At 72.1% G+C, this 19,267-nt stretch carries 16 protein-coding genes and 1 pseudogene; 12 read left to right on the top strand and 5 right to left on the bottom strand.

All coding sequences use genetic code 11. The features are described 5' to 3' along the window. Nucleotides 1-39: 39 nt before the first annotated feature. A complete protein-coding gene (locus tag QSU92_RS12995; RefSeq protein WP_289262549.1) occupies nucleotides 40-840 on the bottom strand; it encodes an HAD family hydrolase in 801 nt (266 codons plus the stop codon). 72 nt (nucleotides 841-912) lie between these two features. Between QSU92_RS12995 and QSU92_RS12990 the strand changes: the two genes are divergently transcribed. From QSU92_RS12990 to QSU92_RS12940, 11 genes and pseudogenes are all read left to right on the top strand, one after another. After that, a complete protein-coding gene (locus tag QSU92_RS12990) occupies nucleotides 913-2,010 on the top strand; it encodes a glycerate kinase (RefSeq protein ID WP_289262547.1) in 1,098 nt (365 codons plus the stop codon). A 29-nt stretch (nucleotides 2,011-2,039) separates the two neighbouring features. Then, nucleotides 2,040-2,597 carry a TetR/AcrR family transcriptional regulator gene (locus tag QSU92_RS12985; protein WP_289262545.1) on the top strand — a complete coding sequence of 186 codons (558 nt, stop codon included), beginning with the start codon at nucleotides 2,040-2,042 and terminating at the stop codon, nucleotides 2,595-2,597. An 8-nt stretch (nucleotides 2,598-2,605) separates the two neighbouring features. After that, a complete protein-coding gene (locus QSU92_RS12980) occupies nucleotides 2,606-4,867 on the top strand; it encodes an LLM class flavin-dependent oxidoreductase (RefSeq protein ID WP_289262543.1) in 2,262 nt (753 codons plus the stop codon). Nucleotides 4,868-4,959: 92 nt separating this feature from the next. Next, a complete protein-coding gene (locus QSU92_RS12975) occupies nucleotides 4,960-5,490 on the top strand; it encodes a DUF421 domain-containing protein (RefSeq protein WP_289262541.1) in 531 nt (176 codons plus the stop codon). A 9-nt stretch (nucleotides 5,491-5,499) separates the two neighbouring features. Then, a complete protein-coding gene (locus QSU92_RS12970; RefSeq protein ID WP_289262538.1) occupies nucleotides 5,500-7,194 on the top strand; it encodes a lysylphosphatidylglycerol synthase domain-containing protein in 1,695 nt (564 codons plus the stop codon). Beyond that, entirely contained in the window at nucleotides 7,191-8,213 is a 1,023-nt protein-coding gene (locus QSU92_RS12965) for an ABC transporter substrate-binding protein (RefSeq protein ID WP_289262536.1), read from the top strand. Before QSU92_RS12970 ends, QSU92_RS12965 begins: the two co-directional genes overlap by 4 nt. Beyond that, nucleotides 8,203-8,943: an ABC transporter ATP-binding protein gene (locus QSU92_RS12960; RefSeq protein WP_289262534.1), complete on the top strand. Its 741-nt coding sequence runs from the start codon at nucleotides 8,203-8,205 to the stop codon at nucleotides 8,941-8,943. Before QSU92_RS12965 ends, QSU92_RS12960 begins: the two co-directional genes overlap by 11 nt. Next, nucleotides 8,940-9,617: pseudogene (locus QSU92_RS17595) on the top strand (ABC transporter permease); the annotation flags it as partial. The gene QSU92_RS12960 and the pseudogene QSU92_RS17595, both read left to right, overlap by 4 nt. A 280-nt stretch (nucleotides 9,618-9,897) precedes the next feature. Then, the gene (locus tag QSU92_RS12950; RefSeq protein ID WP_289262514.1) at nucleotides 9,898-10,518 is read left to right on the top strand and encodes an ABC transporter permease; all 621 of its coding nucleotides are present in this window, start codon (nucleotides 9,898-9,900) and stop codon (nucleotides 10,516-10,518) included. Next, entirely contained in the window at nucleotides 10,515-11,618 is a 1,104-nt protein-coding gene (locus QSU92_RS12945) for a glycosyltransferase family 4 protein (protein WP_289262512.1), read from the top strand. Before QSU92_RS12950 ends, QSU92_RS12945 begins: the two co-directional genes overlap by 4 nt. A 42-nt stretch (nucleotides 11,619-11,660) precedes the next feature. Next, on the top strand, nucleotides 11,661-12,854 hold the full coding sequence (locus QSU92_RS12940; protein WP_289262511.1) for a glycosyltransferase: 1,194 nt from the start codon (nucleotides 11,661-11,663) through the stop codon (nucleotides 12,852-12,854). On the opposite strand, the gene QSU92_RS12935 is transcribed toward QSU92_RS12940, so the two are convergent. Genes QSU92_RS12935 through QSU92_RS12925 form a run of 3 tightly spaced genes read right to left on the bottom strand, consistent with a single transcriptional unit; the run spans nucleotide 12,851 to nucleotide 17,623 of the window. After that, on the bottom strand, nucleotides 12,851-13,831 hold the full coding sequence (locus QSU92_RS12935) for an NAD-dependent epimerase/dehydratase family protein (RefSeq protein WP_289262509.1): 981 nt from the start codon (nucleotides 13,829-13,831) through the stop codon (nucleotides 12,851-12,853). The two genes, QSU92_RS12940 and QSU92_RS12935, sit on opposite strands and share 4 nt — an antisense overlap. After that, the gene (locus QSU92_RS12930; RefSeq protein WP_289262506.1) at nucleotides 13,828-16,593 is read right to left on the bottom strand and encodes an alpha/beta fold hydrolase; all 2,766 of its coding nucleotides are present in this window, start codon (nucleotides 16,591-16,593) and stop codon (nucleotides 13,828-13,830) included. Before QSU92_RS12930 ends, QSU92_RS12935 begins: the two co-directional genes overlap by 4 nt. 7 nt (nucleotides 16,594-16,600) lie before the next feature. Next, entirely contained in the window at nucleotides 16,601-17,623 is a 1,023-nt protein-coding gene (locus QSU92_RS12925) for a 3-oxoacyl-ACP synthase III (protein WP_289262504.1), read from the bottom strand. A gap of 168 nt (nucleotides 17,624-17,791) precedes the next feature. Between QSU92_RS12925 and QSU92_RS12920 the strand changes: the two genes are divergently transcribed. Further along, the gene (locus tag QSU92_RS12920; protein ID WP_289262502.1) at nucleotides 17,792-18,124 is read left to right on the top strand and encodes a DUF3140 domain-containing protein; all 333 of its coding nucleotides are present in this window, start codon (nucleotides 17,792-17,794) and stop codon (nucleotides 18,122-18,124) included. Here the strand turns inward: QSU92_RS12920 and QSU92_RS12915 are convergent. Then, the gene (locus tag QSU92_RS12915) at nucleotides 18,093-19,142 is read right to left on the bottom strand and encodes a glycerophosphodiester phosphodiesterase family protein (RefSeq protein WP_289262500.1); all 1,050 of its coding nucleotides are present in this window, start codon (nucleotides 19,140-19,142) and stop codon (nucleotides 18,093-18,095) included. The genes QSU92_RS12920 and QSU92_RS12915 overlap by 32 nt on opposite strands. Between the last annotated feature and the right edge of the window lie 125 nt (nucleotides 19,143-19,267).

The following is a 19,267-nucleotide window of genomic DNA, read 5'->3' as shown; positions in this document are numbered from 1 at the left end:
GAAGAGGACCTCCGGGCGGTGGTGATACGCCGGGCGCGATCAGGCGGGCGCGAAGAGGTGTTCGAGCACCTGGGCGACGCCCTCGTCGGCCGTCGGCGGCGCGGTGCGATCGGCGATCTCACGGACCGTCGGATGCGCGCCGGCCATCGCGTAGCTCGTGCCCGCCCACGACAGCATCGGGATGTCGTTGGGCATGTCGCCGAACGCGATGACCTTGTCGGGGTCGACACCCAGACGCTCGCAGAGGACGTGCAGCGCACTGGCCTTCGTGACGCCGGCCGCGCTGATCTCGACCAGGCCCGGCATGGTCCAGGTGACCGTCGCGGCATCACCGACGATCGTGGCGATCTCGCCCTGCAGGAGGTCGGCGTCGACGTCAGGATCGCGCACCAGCAGCTTCATTGCCGGGTCGGTCCAGATCTCCGGGAGGGGACCGCGCGGGGCCTCCGCGACGGCGGTGCGCGCGGCGAATCGCGGATCGAGACGGATGCCGTCAGCGCACTCGATCGCGAATCGGGCGCCGGGGAGCGCGGCGGAGATGGCCGCGGACAGCGCGAGACCCTCCTCTGCCGCGATGCCCGTGAACGACACGATCTCGCGGGCGTGGGCGTCGTACGTGATGGCGCCGTTGGAGACGATCGCCATGCCGTGGTGGCCGACGTGGGGCCAGAAGCCGGTCATCCACCGCAGCGGTCGGCCGGTGACGAAGACGACGGGGACGCCGGCGGTGTCGAGACGTCGGAGCACGTCCGCGGTGTAGGCGGGGAGTTCGAGCGTGCCGTCGGGGACGAGGGTGCCGTCGATGTCGGTGGCCACCAGCGTTCGACGGCCATCATTCACGGTTTCCAGGGTAGGCGGCGTGGAGGGGGGTCGGGCCTGTTCGGCCGTGTTCAGCCCTAGCCTGGCGGAACCATGACTCACTCTGCCGCCCCGCCGGTCGTCATCGCGATCGATTCCTTCAAAGGGTCGATCCGCGCAGCTGACGCTGCACACGCGATCGCCGAGGGGTGGCGGAGCGTCGAACCCGGGCGCGAGATCATCCTGTGCCCGATGGCCGACGGCGGAGAGGGGACCCTGGAGGCCTTCGCCGCGGCGATCCCCGGGGCGCAGCAGATGTCCTCCTGGCTCCTGCTCCCCGCGACCCACGACGCGCCGAACGGGACCGGCGTGGTGGAACTCGCCTCGACCTCCGGCATCGAGCTGCTCGGCACACCGCCGAAGCTCAGACCGTGGGATGCCGATACGCGAGGTTTCGGCGAGGCGATCGCCGCAGCGCTCACGCACGGGGTGTCGCGACTGATCCTCGGCATCGGCAGCAGCGCCTCGACCGACGGCGGCGCGGGCATGCTGACCGCGCTGGGGGCGCACTTCACGGATGCCGCGGGGCGGCCGATTGCGCCGGGCGCGCGCGGGCTCGCAACCGTCGCGCACGTCCATCTGCAGAACCTCGCTCCCCTGCCGCCGGGTGGCGTGACCGTCCTCACCGACGTGACCAGCCCCCTCCTCGGCGAGCGCGGGGCGGCCGCGGTGTTCGGCCCGCAGAAGGGCGCGACGCCCGGCGACATCCCTCTCCTCGACACCGCGCTCGCCCGCTACGCGGACCTTCTCGAGGTCGACCCCGACTCCCCGGGCGCGGGAGCCGCCGGCGGCACCGGCTTCGGACTGCTCGCGTGGGGCGCGCACCTCGTCCCGGGCGCCCCGGCGGTGGCGCAGCTGATCGACCTGCCGGCACGACTCGCCGCGGCATCCCTCGTCATCACCGGCGAGGGGTCGTTCGATGCTTCTTCTGCAGCGGGCAAGACCGTGGCGTACGTGCAGGATCTCGCGACGACGCACGGCGTACCGGTCGCGCTCGTCGCGGGCCACGTCGCCGCCGACGTACCCCGGTCGGGTCTCCTCGACTGGGTGTCGCTGACCGACCTCGCCGGCTCGTCGGCCCGGGCGCTCGCCGAGCCGGCGCGCTGGCTGCGGAACGCTGGTTCACTGCTCGCTCGGAGATTAAACGGATAGTTCATCCGTTTCAGGTGTAGCCTGGACGCATGACACCACGTGCGGACGCCGTCCGCAGTCGCAGCCGCATCCTCGAGGCGGCACGTACTCACGACCTCCGCGCACTCCGTCTCAACGACGTCGCACGTGACGCCGGGGTCGGGATCGGGACCGTCTATCGCCACTTCCCCACTCCGCGCGCGCTTGTCGAAGCGCTCAGTCTCGACGCGCTCGAACGTCTCGCCGAAGCGGGCCGTGTCGCCGCCGAGGAGCCGGATCCCGGCGCGGCCCTGCGCGGTTTCCTTGCCACGGCGCTCCGACTGCAACTCGAAGACGCTGGACTGGAGCCCCTCCTCACCGACATGGCCCGCGCGGAGCCGGCCGTGCACGACGCCTGCGCCGCGGCGCGCGGGCAGATCTTCCGCGGATACGAAGCCGTGCTCGTCCGGGCACAGCGCGCCGGCATCGTCCGCCGCGATCTCACCGCAGGCCGGCTGCATCGCCTCGTGTGCGGCATCGAACATGCCGTCCGTCTCGGAGCCCCGGCCGATGAGGCGCTGCTGCTCGACATCCTGCTCGCCGGCATCTCCACACCACCCACGCCCTGAGGATTCCCATGGACTACGGACACGCGCTCGAATTCGGCGCCTTCATCACTCCCACCGCCGCAGACCCCGAGATCCCGGTCGCCCTGGCGCAGCTCTCCGAGGTGGCCGGGCTCGACATCGTCACCTTCCAGGACCACCCGTACCAGCCCGCGTTCCTGGACACCTGGACTCTCATGACCTGGGTCGCGGCACGGACCGATCGCGTGCGCATCGCCCCGAACGTCCTGAACATCCCGCTTCGCCCCCCGGCGGTCGTCGCCCGCTCCGCAGCGAGTCTCGACAGGCTCTCGGGTGGGCGTTTCGACCTTGCCCTGGGTGCGGGTGCATTCTGGGACGCCATCGAGGCGATGGGCGGACGACGGCTCACCCCCGGTCAGGCCGTCACAGCCCTGGCGGAGGGGATCGAGGTCATCCGCGAACTGTGGAACACCGACGAGAGGCGCGGCGTCTTCACCGAGGGCACCTACTACCGGATGCACGGCGCCAAGCGCGGCCCACGGCCCGCCCATGACATGCCGATCATCATCGGCGCACTCAAGCCCCGGATGCTCGCGCTCACCGGACGCAAGGCCGACGGCTGGCTGCCGTCCCTCGCCTACTTGCAGCCGGGCGACCTCGCACGCGGCAACGCCGCGATCGATGAGGCAGCGGCGGGAGCGGGCCGAGCGCCCACCGACATCCGACGCCTGCTGAACATCGGACGACTGTCCGCCGATCCGCGCGAGTGGATCGAACAGGTGGCGACTTTCGCCCTCGAAGACGGCATCTCGACCTTCATCCTCGCCACCGACGACCCGGGGCTCCTCCGCACCTTCGGCGAAGACATCGCGCCTGCCGTGCGAGACCTCGTCGCGCAAGAGCGTCGATCCCGTGCCACCGCCGCCGCGTCCGCACGCTCCTCGGTCGCGCTCGCCGCGCGGCGAGAGGGCATCGCCTACGACGACGTCCCCGAGGGGATGCGCGTCGTCGAGCCCGGCGATTTCGACTACCCCGACGTCCGCTCGACGTACATGCGGGGAGGGTCCCCCGGGATCGTGCTGCAACCGGGCGACACCCCCGAGGTGGCCGCGGCTCTCGCGTTCGCCCGCCGGCATCCGGCTCTTCCGCTGGCCGTCCGCAGCGGCGGGCACGGCATCAGCGGTCGCAGCACCAACGACGGCGGGATCGTCATCGACCTGCGGCGCCTGAACGCCATCGAGGTGATCGACGCCGATCGACGACTCGTCCGCGTCGGGCCCGGAGCGCGATGGATGGAGGTCGCCGCCGCCCTGTCGGAGTACGGGTGGGCGCTCAGCTCGGGCGACTACGGCGGGGTCGGCGTCGGGGGGCTCGCCACCGCCGGCGGCATCGGCTTCCTCTCCCGATCGCACGGGCTCACCATCGATCGGCTGCGCGCCGCCGAGATCATGCTCGCCGACGGCAGCCTCGTGCGTGCCGACGAAGATCATCACCCCGATCTGTTCTGGGCCGTCCGCGGCGCGGGTGCGAACCTCGGCATCGTCACCGGCTTCGAGTTCGAAGCCGTCGAGGTCGATCGTGTGGCCTGGGTGCAGCTCGCCTTCGCGGTCGACGACCTCGCCGGCTTCCTCGTCGACTTCGGCCGGATGATGACCGGGGCCCCGCGCGACACCACGCTCTTCCTCCTCACCGCACGGACGCAGCAGGGAGAGCCGCACATCGTCCAGCTGTACGGCATGGTGGATGCGGACGACCCGACCACGATCGTCGACCGGCTCCAGCCGTTCGCGGATCTCGCGCCGCTCGTGCAGCAATCGGTCCAGCTGACGACCTACGCCCAGGTGATGGCCAACGCCGACCTCGGGCCGCAGCACGGCGCCGGCGAACCGTACTCCCGCTCGGGCATGCTGGAACGGATCACCCCCGAGGTCGCGGAGGCCACCGAGCGGATGCTGGGCACCGGCGCGATCGCCTTCTTCCAGCTCCGGGCGGTGGGCGGTGCCGTCTCCGACGTCTCGCCCGACGCCACTGCCTACGCACACCGTTCCGCCGCCTTCTCCGCCCTGGCCCTCGGCGGCAGTGAGGCGCGAGTGGATGCCGCGTGGCGCGACATCGCGGCCCACAGCACAGGTGCCTATCTCAGCTTCGATTCGTCCCTGCGCCCCGAGCGCATCCGCGAGGCCTTCCCACCCGCGACCCTGGCCCGCCTGCGCGAGATCAAGCGACGCTACGACCCCGATTTCGTGTTCCGCGACAATTTCGGGATAGACCCCCGCGAGGAGGCCGATGAGGCCGAGGTCACCGCGGCGTGATGTCCTGGGCCTTCCCGCGTCGCGGATAGCGAGAGACATTCCGTCGCGCAACCCGGTTCGCCGCAGACCCCACGCGCGCCTACCGTGGCCGGATGTGGTTCGACAGCTGGTCCGACATCCTCCGCGTCATCGCCGTCGGGGTCGCCGCCTACGCGGCCCTCATCGTCTCCCTTCGCGTATCGGGGAAGCGCACGCTCGCGCAGCTCAACGCCTTCGATTTCATCGTGACGGTCGCACTCGGCTCGACGCTCGCGACGATCCTGCTGAGCTCCGACGTGTCGTTCTGGGAGGGGGCGGCCGCGCTCCTCCTCCTCGTGATCCTGCAGATCGTCGTCGCCTTCGTCACCTCCCGGTCCGGCGGCGCCCGCAAGGCCGTGACCGCCGAGCCGAGCGTGCTCCTCCGCGACGGCCGGATGGACCATTCCAGCCTCAAGCGCAACCGGGTGTCGCCGGCTGATGTGACGCAGGCGGTGCGGCAGACCGGGCAGGGCGATCTCGCCGCGATCGCCGCCGTCATCCTCGAGAGCAACGGTCGGATCAGCGTCATCCCGAAGAGCTCCCTTGGCGACGGTTCAGCCCTCGGAGACCTCGCAATCAGCGCCACCCGCTCGCGCGGGCGGTAGCGTCGAGTCATGACCGTCGCCCGTGAGAGCACGGCCACGGGAGCACCGCACGCCGCGGCCGGTCACTCCGACACGGCCGAAAACCGGCCCGCTGTGTCCCGGTTCACGCCCCTGACCCTCATCTGCCTCGGCGCGGCGATGGCGGGGACCCTTGCCATCGGTCTTCCGATCGAGGCGATCCTGGCCGCCGCGGCGGCGCTCACCCTCGCGCTCGTCGGGTCCACCGTCGCCCTCTCCCGTCACCACCCGTTCGCACGTCTCGGCGGCGCGAACGTGGTCACCCTCATCCGGCTCACCGTCGTGGCCTTCCTCCTCGCCGTCCTCTTCGCCGGCGGCGGTCACCCCGTCGCGGTCATCGCGGTCAGCATCGTCGCGCTCAGCCTCGACGGCGTCGACGGATACCTCGCCCGCCGCCAGGGGCTGTCGTCACGATTCGGGGCGAGCTTCGACATGGAGGTCGACTCGGCCTTCGCCCTGGTCCTCGCCCTGCTCGCCGGGCTCGGACCCGCCGGCCCCCTCGCGATCCTCCTCGGCCTCCCCCGCTACCTCTTCGGCGCCGCCGCCCTCGCCTACCCGTGGCTGAACGGCCCCGTCCGCCCCCGGTACAGCCGCAAGGTCATCTGCGTCCTCCAGCTCATCGCCCTCATCGCACTGCAGATCCCGTTCCTCCCGGCTCCCGTCGCGATCGCGATCGTGATCGTCACCGCGGCCCTGTTGGCGTGGTCGTTCGGCGTCGACATCCATGAACTGCGTCGGAATGCGGATGACTCGGGCCGGCCCGCGCTCATCCGCCTCGGCCAGGCCATCATCACCGTGGCGATCCTCGTGGTCGTGTGGCAGGTCGCCGGCGGGGTCGACGTGCTCGACATCCTGTTCACCGCGAACCCCTGGTGGCTGCTCGCCGCCTGCGTCCTCCTCGCCACCCACACCGTTCTCTCCGCGCTCCGCTGGCGGGTGACCGCCGCCCCGCTCGGCATCGACCTCTCGGGCGGCCATGCGATCCGCGAGTACTTCCTCGCCCAGCTGGTCAACACCACCCTGCCCGGCGGGGTCGTCGGAGACGCCGCCCGCGCCGCCCGCACCCGCCACCAGGCCACGCTCGGTCGATCGGTGGGGGCCGTCGTCGTCGAGCGGGGCGTCGGCCAGGTCGCCCTTCTCGCGGTCTTCGCCGCCGCCTTCCTCGCCACCCTCTTCGCCTCCGGCGGCATCACGTGGCCTCCCGCACTCGCCGCGGGCATCTCGGCGGCGCTCCTGGCCCTCGCGGCCGCCGGGCTCATCCTCATCCTGCGCGTGCGGTTCGCTCCGCCCGCCTCCGGCTCCTGGCTGGGTCGGCTCGTCGACGGCACCCGCCGGAGCCTCGCTGCCCCGGGTGTGCTCCCGGCCCAGGTGCTCCTCAGTGCCGGGGCGACAGTGTGCATCCTCGCGGCGTTCGCATGCTGCGCCGCCGCCGTCGGCGCCCCGCTCCCCCTCGGAGCGGTCTTCGCGGTGATCCCGCTCGTACTCTTCGCGATGCTGCTGCCGATCTCGGTCGGCGGCTGGGGCATGCGCGAGGGCGCCGCCGTCGCGCTGCTTCCGATCGCCGGCCTCACCACAGCCCAAGCCTTCGCCACCAGCGCCGCCTTCGGGCTGATGGCCCTGGTCGCCTCGCTTCCCGGCCTCGCCCTCGTCTGGACCCGCCGTCGCACCCTGGAGACCACGACATGACAGACCGCAAGACCATCACCCGGCGGACCCTGCTCGGCGCCGGCATCGTCGGTGTCGCCGGCATCGCAGCGGCCGGTATCGGCTTGAGCACACGCCCCGGAGGGCTGTTCGGCAGCGCAGACGCGGCCCGCGCGGCATCCCTCCAACTGTCGTGGCTGCACTCGGTGCAGTTCGGCGGCAGCTACATCGCGCAGGATCGCGGCTGGTACGAAGGCCTCGACGTCGCCCTCCTGCAGGGAGGCCCCAACGCCCCCGTCGAGCCCCCCGTGGTGTCGGGGTCGGCGCTCATCGGCATCTCAGCTGCCGACTACACCGCCGCCGCGGTCGCCGAGGGGGCGCCGTTCAAGATCATCGGCGTCGCCATGCAGAAGAACCCGTTCGTCATCGCCTCCCTCCCCGCGAACCCGGTCGACGAACCCGCCGACCTCGTCGGCAAGCGGATCGGCATGGCCCTGGCGAACACCCCCGTGCTCGAGACGCTGTGCACCCTGAACGACGTCGATGTCGACGGCATCGAGGTGGTGCCGACGCAGTACTCGGCCCAGCCCCTCCTCGCCGACGAAGTGGACTGCCTGCTCTGCTGGGAGACCGACCTGCCCGTCGCGATGACCGTGCAGGGGGTGGAGAGCGTCACCATGCTGATGGCCGACTACGGCTACGCCCTGCACTCGCAGACCTACATCGCCACCGAGGAGAGCCTCGCGAGCCGGCGCGCCGACCTGGTCGCCCTCATGCGCGGCGAGGTGCGCGGATGGGATGAGTACCGCGCCGACACCGCTGCCGCGGCCGCCCTCACGCTGGAGATGTTCCCCGACGCAGGTCTCGACCTCGAGACGCAGGAGCTGCAGGCCGAGCGGCAGGTGCCGCTGATGTTCTCCGAGGTCACCGACGGGAACGGGTTCGGGTGGTGGACGGATGAGTCCGTCGCGCAGAACCGCGAGACACTCGCCCTGCTCGGACAGGACGTTCCGGCAGACCTCTGGGATCGGTCGGTGCTGGAAGAAGTCCATGGCAGCTGAGCCCCGGGTCCTCGTCGAGGGCGCAGGGAAGGTCTACGCCGAAGGGCTCGAGGCGGTCGCCCCGCTCGATCTGGCCTTCGCCGGCGGCTCGACCACCGCCCTCGTGGGGCCATCGGGATGCGGCAAGTCCACGCTCCTGCGGATGATCGCCGGACTCGAAGACCCGACCTCCGGTTCGATCACGATCGACGGCGACTCGCCGCACGCCGTCGCCGAGCGCGGCGACCTGGCCGTCGCGTTCCAGGACCCCTCGCTCCTCCCCTGGCGGAGCGTGCGCCAGAACGCCGCCCTCGCGCTCACCCTCACCCGCCGAGAGGTCGACGCAGCAGCGATCGACCGCATGATCGCGCGCGTCGGTCTCGACGGCTTCGGTGACGCACGGCCCGCGGCGCTGTCGGGCGGGATGCGCCAGCGGGCGGCCATCGCCCGCGCACTCATCACCGAGCCGCGCCTCCTGCTCCTGGACGAACCTTTCGGCGCCGTCGACGAACTCACCCGGCAGGACCTCATCGCCGAGCTCCCCCCGCTCTGGCGCGAGCGCGGCACCACGACGCTGCTGGTCACCCACTCCATCTCGGAGGCCGCGCGCATCGCCGATCGCATCGTCGTGCTGAGTCCGCGCCCGGCGCGAGTGGTGGCCGACATCGCCGTGCCGCGGGAAGACGCCGCGGGGTTCGACCGGGTCGTCGCCGCGGTGACCGAAGCGCTTTCGCGGTCGCGGGCGGCATGACGACGGCCATCACGACACGCGCCCGGGCCTGGCGCGACACCACCATCGCGGTCATCCTGCTGCTGGTCGCGTGGGAGATCGCGGCTCGCCTTCTCACGTCGGCCTTCGTGCTCGCCGCGCCGAGCGAGGTCGCTCTCGCCCTCGTCACCCAGGCGGGGCTGCTGTGGCGGGCGCTCCTCGTCACCGGGCAGGCAGCCCTCGCGGGGTTCGTCCTCGGGAATCTCGCCGCGATCGCCCTGGCCGCCCTGGCCGTCCTGCTCCCGGCGACCGAGCGGGTCGTCACCGCCGTCGCGCTCGTGGTCTTCTGCCTGCCCCTCGTCGCGACCGGGCCGGTGCTGCGCGTCATCCTGGGTCCGGGCGACGGCCCGCAGGTCGTCCTCGCGGCCCTCGCGGTGTACTACACCACGATGATCCCGCTCCTCGTGGGGCTGCGCGCGGCGCCCGCCACCTGGTTCGACCTCGTCCGCAGCTACGGCCGCGGGGCCGGCGCGGCCCTGGTGTACGTGCGCGCCCGGGCCAGCCTGCCGTACCTGATCGCGGGGCTGCAGATCGCCGCCCCGGCCGCGTTCCTCGGCGCGATGGTGGGGGAGTTCACCGGCGCGCAGAGCGGGCTCGGAGTGCTGACGATCCGCGCATCGCGCGACCTCGACATCCAGCTCACCTGGGCGCTGGCCACCGTTGCCACGGTCGTCTCGGTCGTCGCGTACGTCGTGATCGGCGCGATCGGGCGGCGCTTCGTCATCGAGCGGCCGCCGCTCATCCTCGCGCCGGCCCGGCCGCGCCTGCCGCGGCGGGAACGGGTGCGCAGCGCCGCGATCACCGCCGTCGCGTTCATCGTCGTCATCGTCGCGCTCTGGTGGGGCGGGATCGAGTCTCACCGGCATCAGCCCGTTCTTCGCCCGGACGCCGGTCGACGTCATCCGGATCTTCGCCGGCGTCGACGACGGCGGCGGGGTGCGCGCCATCCTCTTCGCCGCCCTCGGCGAGACCGCCGTGCTCGCGATCGCCGGGTATCTCGCCGGGCTCGCGGTCGGGGCCGTCGGTGCCATCGCCTTGACGCTCGCGCCGCGGGCGGCGACCGTGTCGATGCCGATCGCCATCGCGCTGCGCGCCGTTCCCATCGTCACCACGGCGCCCCTCGTCATCCTGCTCCTGGGTCGCGGACCGGTGGGGGCGATCTCGCTCGTCGCGCTCATGGTCTTCTTCCCCACCCTCATCGCGTGCCTCGAGGGCCTCCGCCAGGCGCCCGGCCAGGCGCTCGACGTGCTGCGCAGCTACGGCGCGCCGGCGCGCGTGCAGCTGGTGCGGGTGCGGATCCCGGCCATGCTCCCCGCATTCTTCGCCGCCGCCCGCATGAGCGTGCCGGCCGCGGTGCTCGCCGTCACCGTCGTGGAATGGCTCGCGATCGGCACCGGCGTGGGCGCGGCGATGGCCCTCGCCGCCTCGCAGTCGGGCTACGACCTGCTCGCCGTCGCGGTGGTCGCCGTCACCGCGCTCTCCGCCCTCGGATACGCCCTGGTCGGTGCCATCGAGTCACGGGTGCTGCGCGTGTACGCCCCGGAGCAGCAGGCGTGAGCGTGCAGGCGGCGTTCGCGATCCCCGGCGACCTCGACACCGTCACCGGCGGCTACCTCTACGAGAAGCGTCTGCTTCTCGGGCTGCGCGAGATCGGTGTCGACACCGCGTACGTGCCGCTGACGGGGTCCTTCCCCGATCCTTCCGAAGCCGAGGCGGATGCCGCGGTCGCGGCCCTGCTGCAGGTCGACCCGCGGCACCCGCTCATCCTCGACGGATTCGTATTCGGCGCGATGCCGACCGCAGCCCTCGCGCGGGTGCGCGCGCCGATCGTCGGGGTGGTCCATCACCCGCTCGCCCACGAGGAGGGTCTGACACCGGAGCGGCGGGAGTACCTCTTCACGAACGAGCGCGACAATCTGCGCCTCGCCGCCGCAGTGCTCGTTCCGAGCCCGCACACCGCGCGCATCCTCATCGACGAGTACGGCGCCGACCCCGGCGCGATCACGGTGGCCAGACCCGGCACCGATCCCGCGCGCGGGGTCAGGCGGGTGAGCGAGCCGCCCCTGATCCTGTCGGTCGGCATCCAGCATCCCCGGAAGGGCCACGACGTGCTGCTGCGCGCGCTCGCGCGGGTGACCGACCTCGACTGGCGTGCCGAGATCGTCGGGACACCGTGGGATCAGCAGTTCTCCGCCTCGCTGCCGGCGTTGCGCGACGATCTCGAACTCGCGGACCGCGTGCGGATCGCCGGCGGTATCGGGAATGACGAGCTCGACGCCCTCTGGTCGCAGGCGTCGCTGTTCGCCCTCGCCACGCGCTACGAGGGGTACGGCCTGGTGTTCGACGAGGCCCTCGCGTGGGGGGTGCCGATCGTGTCGTGCCGCACCGGCGCGGTGCCCGAGACGGTGCCGACCGGGGCCGGCGTGCTCGTGCCGCCCGCCGACCCCGAGGCCTTCGCCGCCGCGCTCCGCTCCGTGCTCGCCGACCGTGAGGATCGGGAGCGGATGACGCGCGCCGCGCGCGCCGCGGGCGCGGCCCTCCCGTCGTGGCTCGACACCGCCCGCACCGCAGAGCAGGTGCTGGAAGCCGTCACCCGTCGTTCACCCACCCCACGCTCTGCGTTCATCGACTTCGAGGTGCCCAAACCCGAGCATTGACCAACCGTTGTCTGACGGCTCGGATCGATGAGAGGCGCCACGATGACCGCACCCCTCCGGGTTCTGTCGCTGTACGAAGGGTTCTTCGCCGGAGGGGCGCGGGTGCTCCATACCGACGTCGTCGCGGGGCTGCACGCCGGCGGGCAGAGTCATCACGTGCTCTCGGTCGCGGTGCGTGCGCGGCGCGAATCGACCGTGCAGGTGATGTGGGATGACCCGCGCTGCCGTCGCCTCGTCGAGGCGGGCGTGCAGGTGCGAAGCCTCGGCCGCACCGCGGTCGACGCGCCGCTCGGGCCCGAGACCTTCGGCCCGCGTCACCTCCGCCGCGCGGCGGCGATGATCGCCCGGGCCGACATCGTCGTGTCGCTGAAGGAGCAGCCGCTGGGCCTGCTGCTCGCGCTCCGCGAGCGCGGGATGATGCCCGACGTGCCGGTCGCCGTCTGCCTCCACCGCTCCGACCCGTCGCACGCAGGAGCCGCGCGCGACTGGCTCGGCGAAGCGGCACGGACGGGACTCGTCTCTGCGGCGATCTCCTGCGCGGAGTCGACCCGCGACGCCTACCGCGAGGTCGTCGGCGAAGCCGTCGCGTCACAGGTGGTGACGAACGGCATCGACACGGAGCGGTTCCGGCCGGGGACGGCCCGCGAGCGCGCGGCGATCCGGCGATCACTCGGAATCCCCGCCGACGCACCCGTGGTGCTCTTCGCCGCACGGTTCGACGCGATGAAGAACCCCGGACTCTTCCTCCGCGCGGTCGCCGCGCACTCCCGGCGGCGACCCGATACGCACTACCTGATGTGCGGGGCCGGGATGTCGGCGGCGAACCCTGCGCTGCGTGCCGCGTTCGCGGAGGCCGGGGTCGCGGCATCCGCTCGAATCCAGCTGCTGGGGATTCGCGACGACATGCCGGCCCTCCACCGCATCGCCGACATCGTCGCGCTCACCAGCGCCTTCGGCGAGGCGTCGCCGCTGTGCCTCATCGAGGGCGCGTCCTCGGGCGCGACCCCCGTCACGACCGCAGTCGGTGACGCCGCCCGTGTCGTCGAAGGGTTCGGGGTCGTGACCGCGCATGACCCGACCGAGATCGCCGGGGCCTGGGACCGGGTGCTCGCCGCGCGGCCGGCCTTCCGGCGCCTGGCGCTCGCGGCACGGCCGCGTCTGTCGCGCGAGCGGATGATCGACGAGTACCGCCTCGCGATCGAGTCGCTCGCGCTGCGGGTGCCGCTCGCGGCCTAGCTTCGGCGCGCGACGCCGTAGTGATCGGCGAGGCGAGCGAGGCCCTCGTCGATCGAGACCGCGGGCGCCCAGGCGAGGGCCTCGCGGGTCTCGCGCTGGTCGAACCAGTGCGCGGTGGACAGCTGCTCGGCGAGGAACCGGGTCATCGGGGGCTCGTCCTCACCGGGCCGCACCGCCCAGATCCGTTCGACGAGCGAACCGGCGGCGCGCGCGACGCCGGCCGGAATGCTCCAGCGCGGCGGCGCGACGCCCGCGGCGAGGCAGATGCCGGCGAGCAGATCCCCGACCGCGCGCGGCTCGCCGTTGGTCAGCACGAACGCGCGCCCGTGCGCGTGCTCGGCGCGGGCGAGGGCGGCGGTGATACCCGTCGCGGCGTTGTCGACGTAGGTGGAGTCGATCAGTGCGGTGCCGCCGTTCAGCAGCGGCAGCCGCCCGGCGCGCGCTCGCGCGACGATGCGTTCCACCAGCTGCGGGTCGCCCGGCCCCCACACCAGGTGCGGCCGGATCGCCACCACCGGCATCCGAGCCGTGTCTCGCGAGAGGGCGAGGAGCTCGGCCATGGCCTTGGTGCGGGCGTAGTCGCCCCGCGCGTGCTCGGGCGACGCGGGCTCGGCCCCGACCCCGGCGAGCGCCGTTCCGGCGTGGGCGACCGACGGCGACGAGACGAAGACGAACCGTGACACCCCGGCACGTTCGGCCTCGTCGAGGATCGTGCGGGTGCCGCCGACGTTCACCGCCTCGAACTCGCGCGGGTCGCCCGCGAGCGACACCTTGGCGGCGAGGTGGATGACGCCCTCTACGCCGTCGAGCGCGCGTGCCGCGGCATCCGCGTTCGTCACCGAGCCCAGGATGTCGTCGGCTCCAGCGACACCGGACGGGCGGCGCTGGAGGGTGCGCACCTCGTGTCCTGCGGCGACGAGGTCGGCCGCCACGGCACCGCCGAGGAAGCCGGAGGCCCCGGTGACCAGGACCCTCACGGCGCCGTCGGCCTCTCGCCGGCGAGGAGGCGCTCGGCCCAGCCCGACAGGCGGCTGCGGTCGATCTTGGAGTTGTGACGGATGTCGGTGGGAAGCGCCGGCACGGCGAGCACAGCCACCAGCGGCGTGTCGGTCGCGGCACGGATGCGGGCGGCGAGCTCGGGGGTCGCCAGGCCCGGGTTCTTCGCGCCCGGATCGGTCTCGATCACCGCGACGGCCTGGCGAAGTCCGTGCGGGCCCACCCCGACCACAGCCGCCCGGCGCACGCCGTCGACACGCTCGACCTGCTGCTCCGGCCCGACCGGGGCGAGCGGTCCGTCTGCGGTGACCAAGACGTGCGGCACGCGCCCCTCGACCCAGAGGCGCCCATCGGCGTCGAGGTGTCCGACGTCGCCGGTGCGGTGCCAGCGCGCACCATCGTCAGGCGTCTCGCGGGCGGCCTCGCGGTCGGTGAGCCAGAGGCGGTCGTAGTGGTCCTTCAGGTGCGGGGCCGAGACGAGGATCTCGCCGAGCACGCCGGGGCTCTCGGTCGGCGTGCCGGCGGCGCGACCTTCGGCGTCGAGGGCGCTGATGCGGACGCGGTTGGCGCCGATCGGCGTCCCGACGCAGACCCCGGCATCGGGGGCGTCAGCTGCCGCGCGGATCCCGTCGAGGGTGATGTCGGTGACGAGGAGGCACTCGGTCATGCCGTACGGGGTGTGCGCTGTCGCGTTCGGCATGATGCGCGCGGCGGCAGCGAGGAGGGCCTCGCTGATCGGTGCGCCCGTGGAGAGGAACGTCTCGACGCCGCCGAGCGCCGCGCGGTCTTCGGCGGTGAGGGCGTCGGCAGTGGCGACGACGTTGAGGATCGCCGCCGGTGAGAGGAACACGATGCGCGCCTGCGATGCGCGCACCGCCGCGGCGACCGCGGTCGCGGTGAGGGTGCGGGGCGCCGAGACGTCCATGTCGGGGGTCACCGACAGCGTCCCGAGCGCCGGCCCCAGGAGGGCGAAGGGGGCGAAGCCGGTGACGAGGCCGGTGTCCGGCGACACGTCGAAGTGAGTGGCGAGGATGTCGCGGAGAGCCGAGAGCTGCCGGTGCGTATAGGCGACGCCCTTCGCCGGGCCGGTCGAGCCGGAGGTGAAGAGGATTGCGGCGGCGTCGTCCGGGCCGGGGCTCGGCGGGAGGTCGGCGGCGGCGCCGGCGCGCGTGACGTCGGCGAGGCTGTGCCGGATGCCGAGGGCGCGGGCGGTCACAGATGGCAGGGTCGGCACGGAGATGCGGACGCCGGGCCAGCCGAGCACACGCGCAGCGGCGAGGCCGGGGAGTTCCCCGATGACGACGTCGGGCCAGGCGCCGCGCACCGCGCGGGTGAGTCCCTTCAAACCGAGTCCGGCGTCGGCGACGACGACGACCGCCCCGATGCGGAGGCACGCGTAGGTGATCGCCGTCAGGCTCGGGCCCGGAGGCACGAGGAGGGAGACGCGGTCGCCCGGCCGCACGCCGAGGGCGGCGAGTCCCGCGGCGAGGGCGCGGACGCGGTCATCCAGCACCCGCCAGCTCACCCGGCGGGTGGCGCCGGTCGCGCCCATCTCGATGACGGCGGTCGCGTCGTCGTCGCGACGCGCGTCGAGGCGCTCCCAGAGGGGCGTCCAGTCCGCGGCGTCCGCCTCGCCGGCGGCGCCACCGGCGCCCTGCGCCTCCACCCCGCCGCCCGCGGCACTCTGCGCTTCCACACTCGTCGCGCCCGCACCCGAGCCCTCCGCCAAGTTCACAGAATCGCGCGAACTCCCCACCTCTCCGCCGGAGAAGTGTGAGTCTGGCGCGAATCTGTGGGGTTCGGCGAGCCAGGCGAGCACCGCGCCGGCGTAGTCGCGATCCTCGGCGATGAGGTGCCCGGCGCCTTCGAAACGGTGGACGTGGGCCCCCGGCATCCGGTCGACGAGGTCGTCGAGGTACCGGTCGCCGAAGATCGGATCGCGAGGCCCCCAGAGCATCAGGGCGGGCACCGTCAGGCCGCTGACGCCGTCGGCGATCCGCTGCAGCTCGGCGAAGCTCTCATGGCGGGAGTCGACGGGGATGTCGGCGACGAATCCGCCGATGGCGCGGCGGCGCTCGGCGGTGCCGTACGGCGCGCGGAACGCCGCCTTCACCTCGGGGCTCAGCGCCGGGGAGGCCAGCGCGAGGGTGGTGTCGAGGAACGCCGTCGTCTGCACCGTCGACGCGGCGAGCATGCCGCGCGCTCCCGCGACGCGCAGTGGCGCGGGGATCGGCACCCCCTCGGGATGGTGCACGGCGGTGTTGAGGAGCAAGACCCCGGCAAGCAGCTCCGGGTGGTCGATCGCCCACCCGAGCGAGATGACTCCGCCCCAGTCATGCCCGAGGGTGACGACCGGGCCGGTGAGCTCGAGGGTGTCGGTGAGCGCGGCGAGGTCGCGCACGCGCTGCGCGAGCGGGCGCGGCACGTCGGTGCGCTCGGAGAAGCCCATGTCGAGCTGGTCGACGGCGACGACCCGCCACGCGGGCTCACCCGCCTCCGCGGCCGCGAACGAGCCTGCGACGACACTTCGCCAGAGGTACGACCAGGTCGGGTTGCCGTGCACGGCGAGGATCGTCCCTCGCGGCGTCACGCCGAGCGCTTCGAGTTCGGGGCCGGTGTCCAGGACGTGCCAGGTGCGCGTCATCCGCTCGTCCACGCCCCGGCCGGGAACGGCGAGGAGGCGTGAGAACCGGGGATCGAGTCCGGGAAGGCCTTCGGGGGGCAGCGCTGCCGGCGAGGTCACCGGTCCGTCACCAGGCCAGTTCCATCATCGCGGTGTTCAGCCCTGAGCCGACGCCCATGAGGAGCACCCGGTCGCCGCGCCCCAGCGACGACTGCTGCTCGGCGAGGGTGATCGGAATCGACGCGGGCCCGACGTTGCCGTAGCGGTCGTAGGTGACCGGTACACGCTCGGGGTCGAGCTTCGCCGCCTTCACGATCGCGCCGGTGTGCACCGAGGAGACCTGGTGGGTGATGTAGCGGTCCATGCCCGACCACTTCCATTCGGGTGCCGCTTCTTTCCACGCCGACACGACGAGGTTCAGGCCGCCCTTGAGGAGTGCCTTCGCGTCGGTGAACATGCCGTCGACACTGCCGACGCAGAGCTCATGGAACTGGGTGGCCGCGCGGGTCACTCCGCCGAGCAGCCGGTGGCCCTCGGGATGCTCGTCGGCGCGGCCGAGGACGGCCGCCGCCGAGCCCGATCCGAGGGTGAGCGAGGCGAACTCGCTCATGAATCCGTCCCGGTCGGCGTTGGAATTCACCAGGCGATTGATGGTGTTGACCTGGATCTCGTCGGCGTCCTCGCCGTTGACGACGATGGCGTAGCGGATCTGGCCCGACTCGATCATGCCGGCGGCGAGGCTCATGCCGTTGACGAACCCGAGGCAGGCGTTGGCGATGTCGAAGTTGATCGCCGAGGTGGGAAGGCCGAGGCCGTGGTGCAGGCGCACCGCCACCGAGGGCTCGAGGTGCTTGCGGGTCACCGAGGTGTTGATGAGAAGGCCCACCTCCCCCGGCGCGACACCCGCATCGGCGAGGGCTTTCGCACCGGCGGCGATGGTGGCGTCATCCGATGACTCGCCCTCCGCCCAATTGCGCCGCTCGTTGACACCGGCCACACGGCGGAGCAGTCCGGGACGCAGGCGGAGTCGGGCCAGCGCGGCGGAAAGGCGGTCCTCGATGTCGTCGGAGGTGGTCACCCTGCTCGGCAGCACGCTCGCCACCGACAGCAACGACACGTTGCCGAACCGGGTGGTCGCATTTCCGGCCACTTGACCTCCGTTCGACGGGCTCGAGAAGGCCCGTCGGTGAAACCAAAAGTCTACGCCGGGCGTATACGCACCTTGGCATGAGGCTTTCAGGAACCGGTTCGGGCTTGCATGTGCCAGCGCGGGATGCAAGGGGTTCATTCCCGGTCGCCCCCGGCTCACAATCTCGGCATGGACAAGGACGAGCAGAAGAGCATCGCGGATGACTTCGATGACGCCGTGAACATGACGGCGAGTGAGTTGGAGACCTGGCTCGACACCGACGAGTCGAAGGATGTCGGGCAGAAGGACGACGGAGGGGAGTCGACCGGACACGCCTCGGGCCGGCGCATCGTGAAGATCCTCCAAAAGAAGAAGGCCGACCTCACCGACAGCGACTATGCGCACATGAAGAAGGTCACCGGGTATGTCTCGCGGCATTCCTCGCAGCGTCCGAGCGGCGACGTCACCGACACACCGTGGCGTTACTCGCTCATGAACTGGGGCCACGACCCGAAGAAGTAGGGGCCTGGAAGAGCCGGACGCCGAGGTCGGCGTGGTCGACGAAGACGCCGTCGACGCCGTCCCCCCCGGTCACCCCGTCTCGGATCAGCGTCCACTCCGCCTCGTAGTCGCCGAACGCCGCCTTGCCGCCGGGTCGCCGGAACTCCTTGAGGAGGAACGGGTTCTCGGGGCGGCAGGTCCAGGTGAAGACCTGGAGGCCGCGCGCGTGCGCGTCGGCGATGATCCGCGAACGGTCCGTGGCCCGGCCCAGGCGGTCGGGGGCGAGGAGCATCCGCTTGTCCACGCTGATGCCGTCGACGCGTCCCACCAGGGCGTCCAAGCCTGCCGGTGCGGCGATCGACGCGTAGGTCGGCGCGTCGACGCCGTGGGCCGCGACGAGGTCGAAGGGCTTCCCCGCTGCCTCGAGGAGGTAGACATAGCGGGCGGGAAGCCCTCTATCCTGCAGGGCGAAGAGGATGCTCGACTCGAACGACTCTACGATGAGCGGCCATTCCCCGGCCGCCCACCCGGTAGCGCGGAGCTCGTCATGCACGATGGCGGCGAGGTCGAAGCCGAGCGAGGCCATGTAAGTGGCGTGTTTGATCTCGAGCACGACGCCGATCTCGCGCCCCTGGGCGAGCGACGCATCCCGCACGAGGTCGAGTACGTCGACGAGGCGCAGCACCGGCTGCCGACCGTCGAAGGTCGCGCTTGCGGGGCGGACCTCCGGCAGGCGCTCGCGGCAGGTGAGCGTGGCGAGCTCCTGCCAGGTGAAGTCCTCGGTGAACCATCCCGTGAGGGCGACCCCGTCGATCTCTTTCGTGGTGCGGCGATCGGCGAATTCGGGTCGCGTCGCGACATCCGTCGTTCCCGAGATCTCGTTCTCGTGACGCACGACGAGCACGCCGTCCTTGGAGAGCACGACGTCGGGCTCCACCGCGTCGACGCCCATCTCGAGGGCGAGGGTGTACGAGGAGCGCGAGTGCTCGGGGCGATAGCCGGGGGCACCCCGATGGCCGATGACGAGGGGGCGGCGCACGCCTTCAGGCTAGACGCTCCTCTCTGCTCATAGTCGCTTCACAGGGGCCCATCTGCCGGGAATCGGAATCGGTCCGATATCGTTGATTCACAGCACACCGCTGTGGCCCGAATACTTTGGAGTGT

The sequence above is a fragment of the Microbacterium sp. ET2 genome, from assembly GCF_030347395.1.
Lineage (GTDB): Bacteria > Actinomycetota > Actinomycetes > Actinomycetales > Microbacteriaceae > Microbacterium > Microbacterium albipurpureum.
Note: the sequence above shows the minus strand (reverse complement) of the source record. Positions and strands in the feature narration are given on the sequence as shown.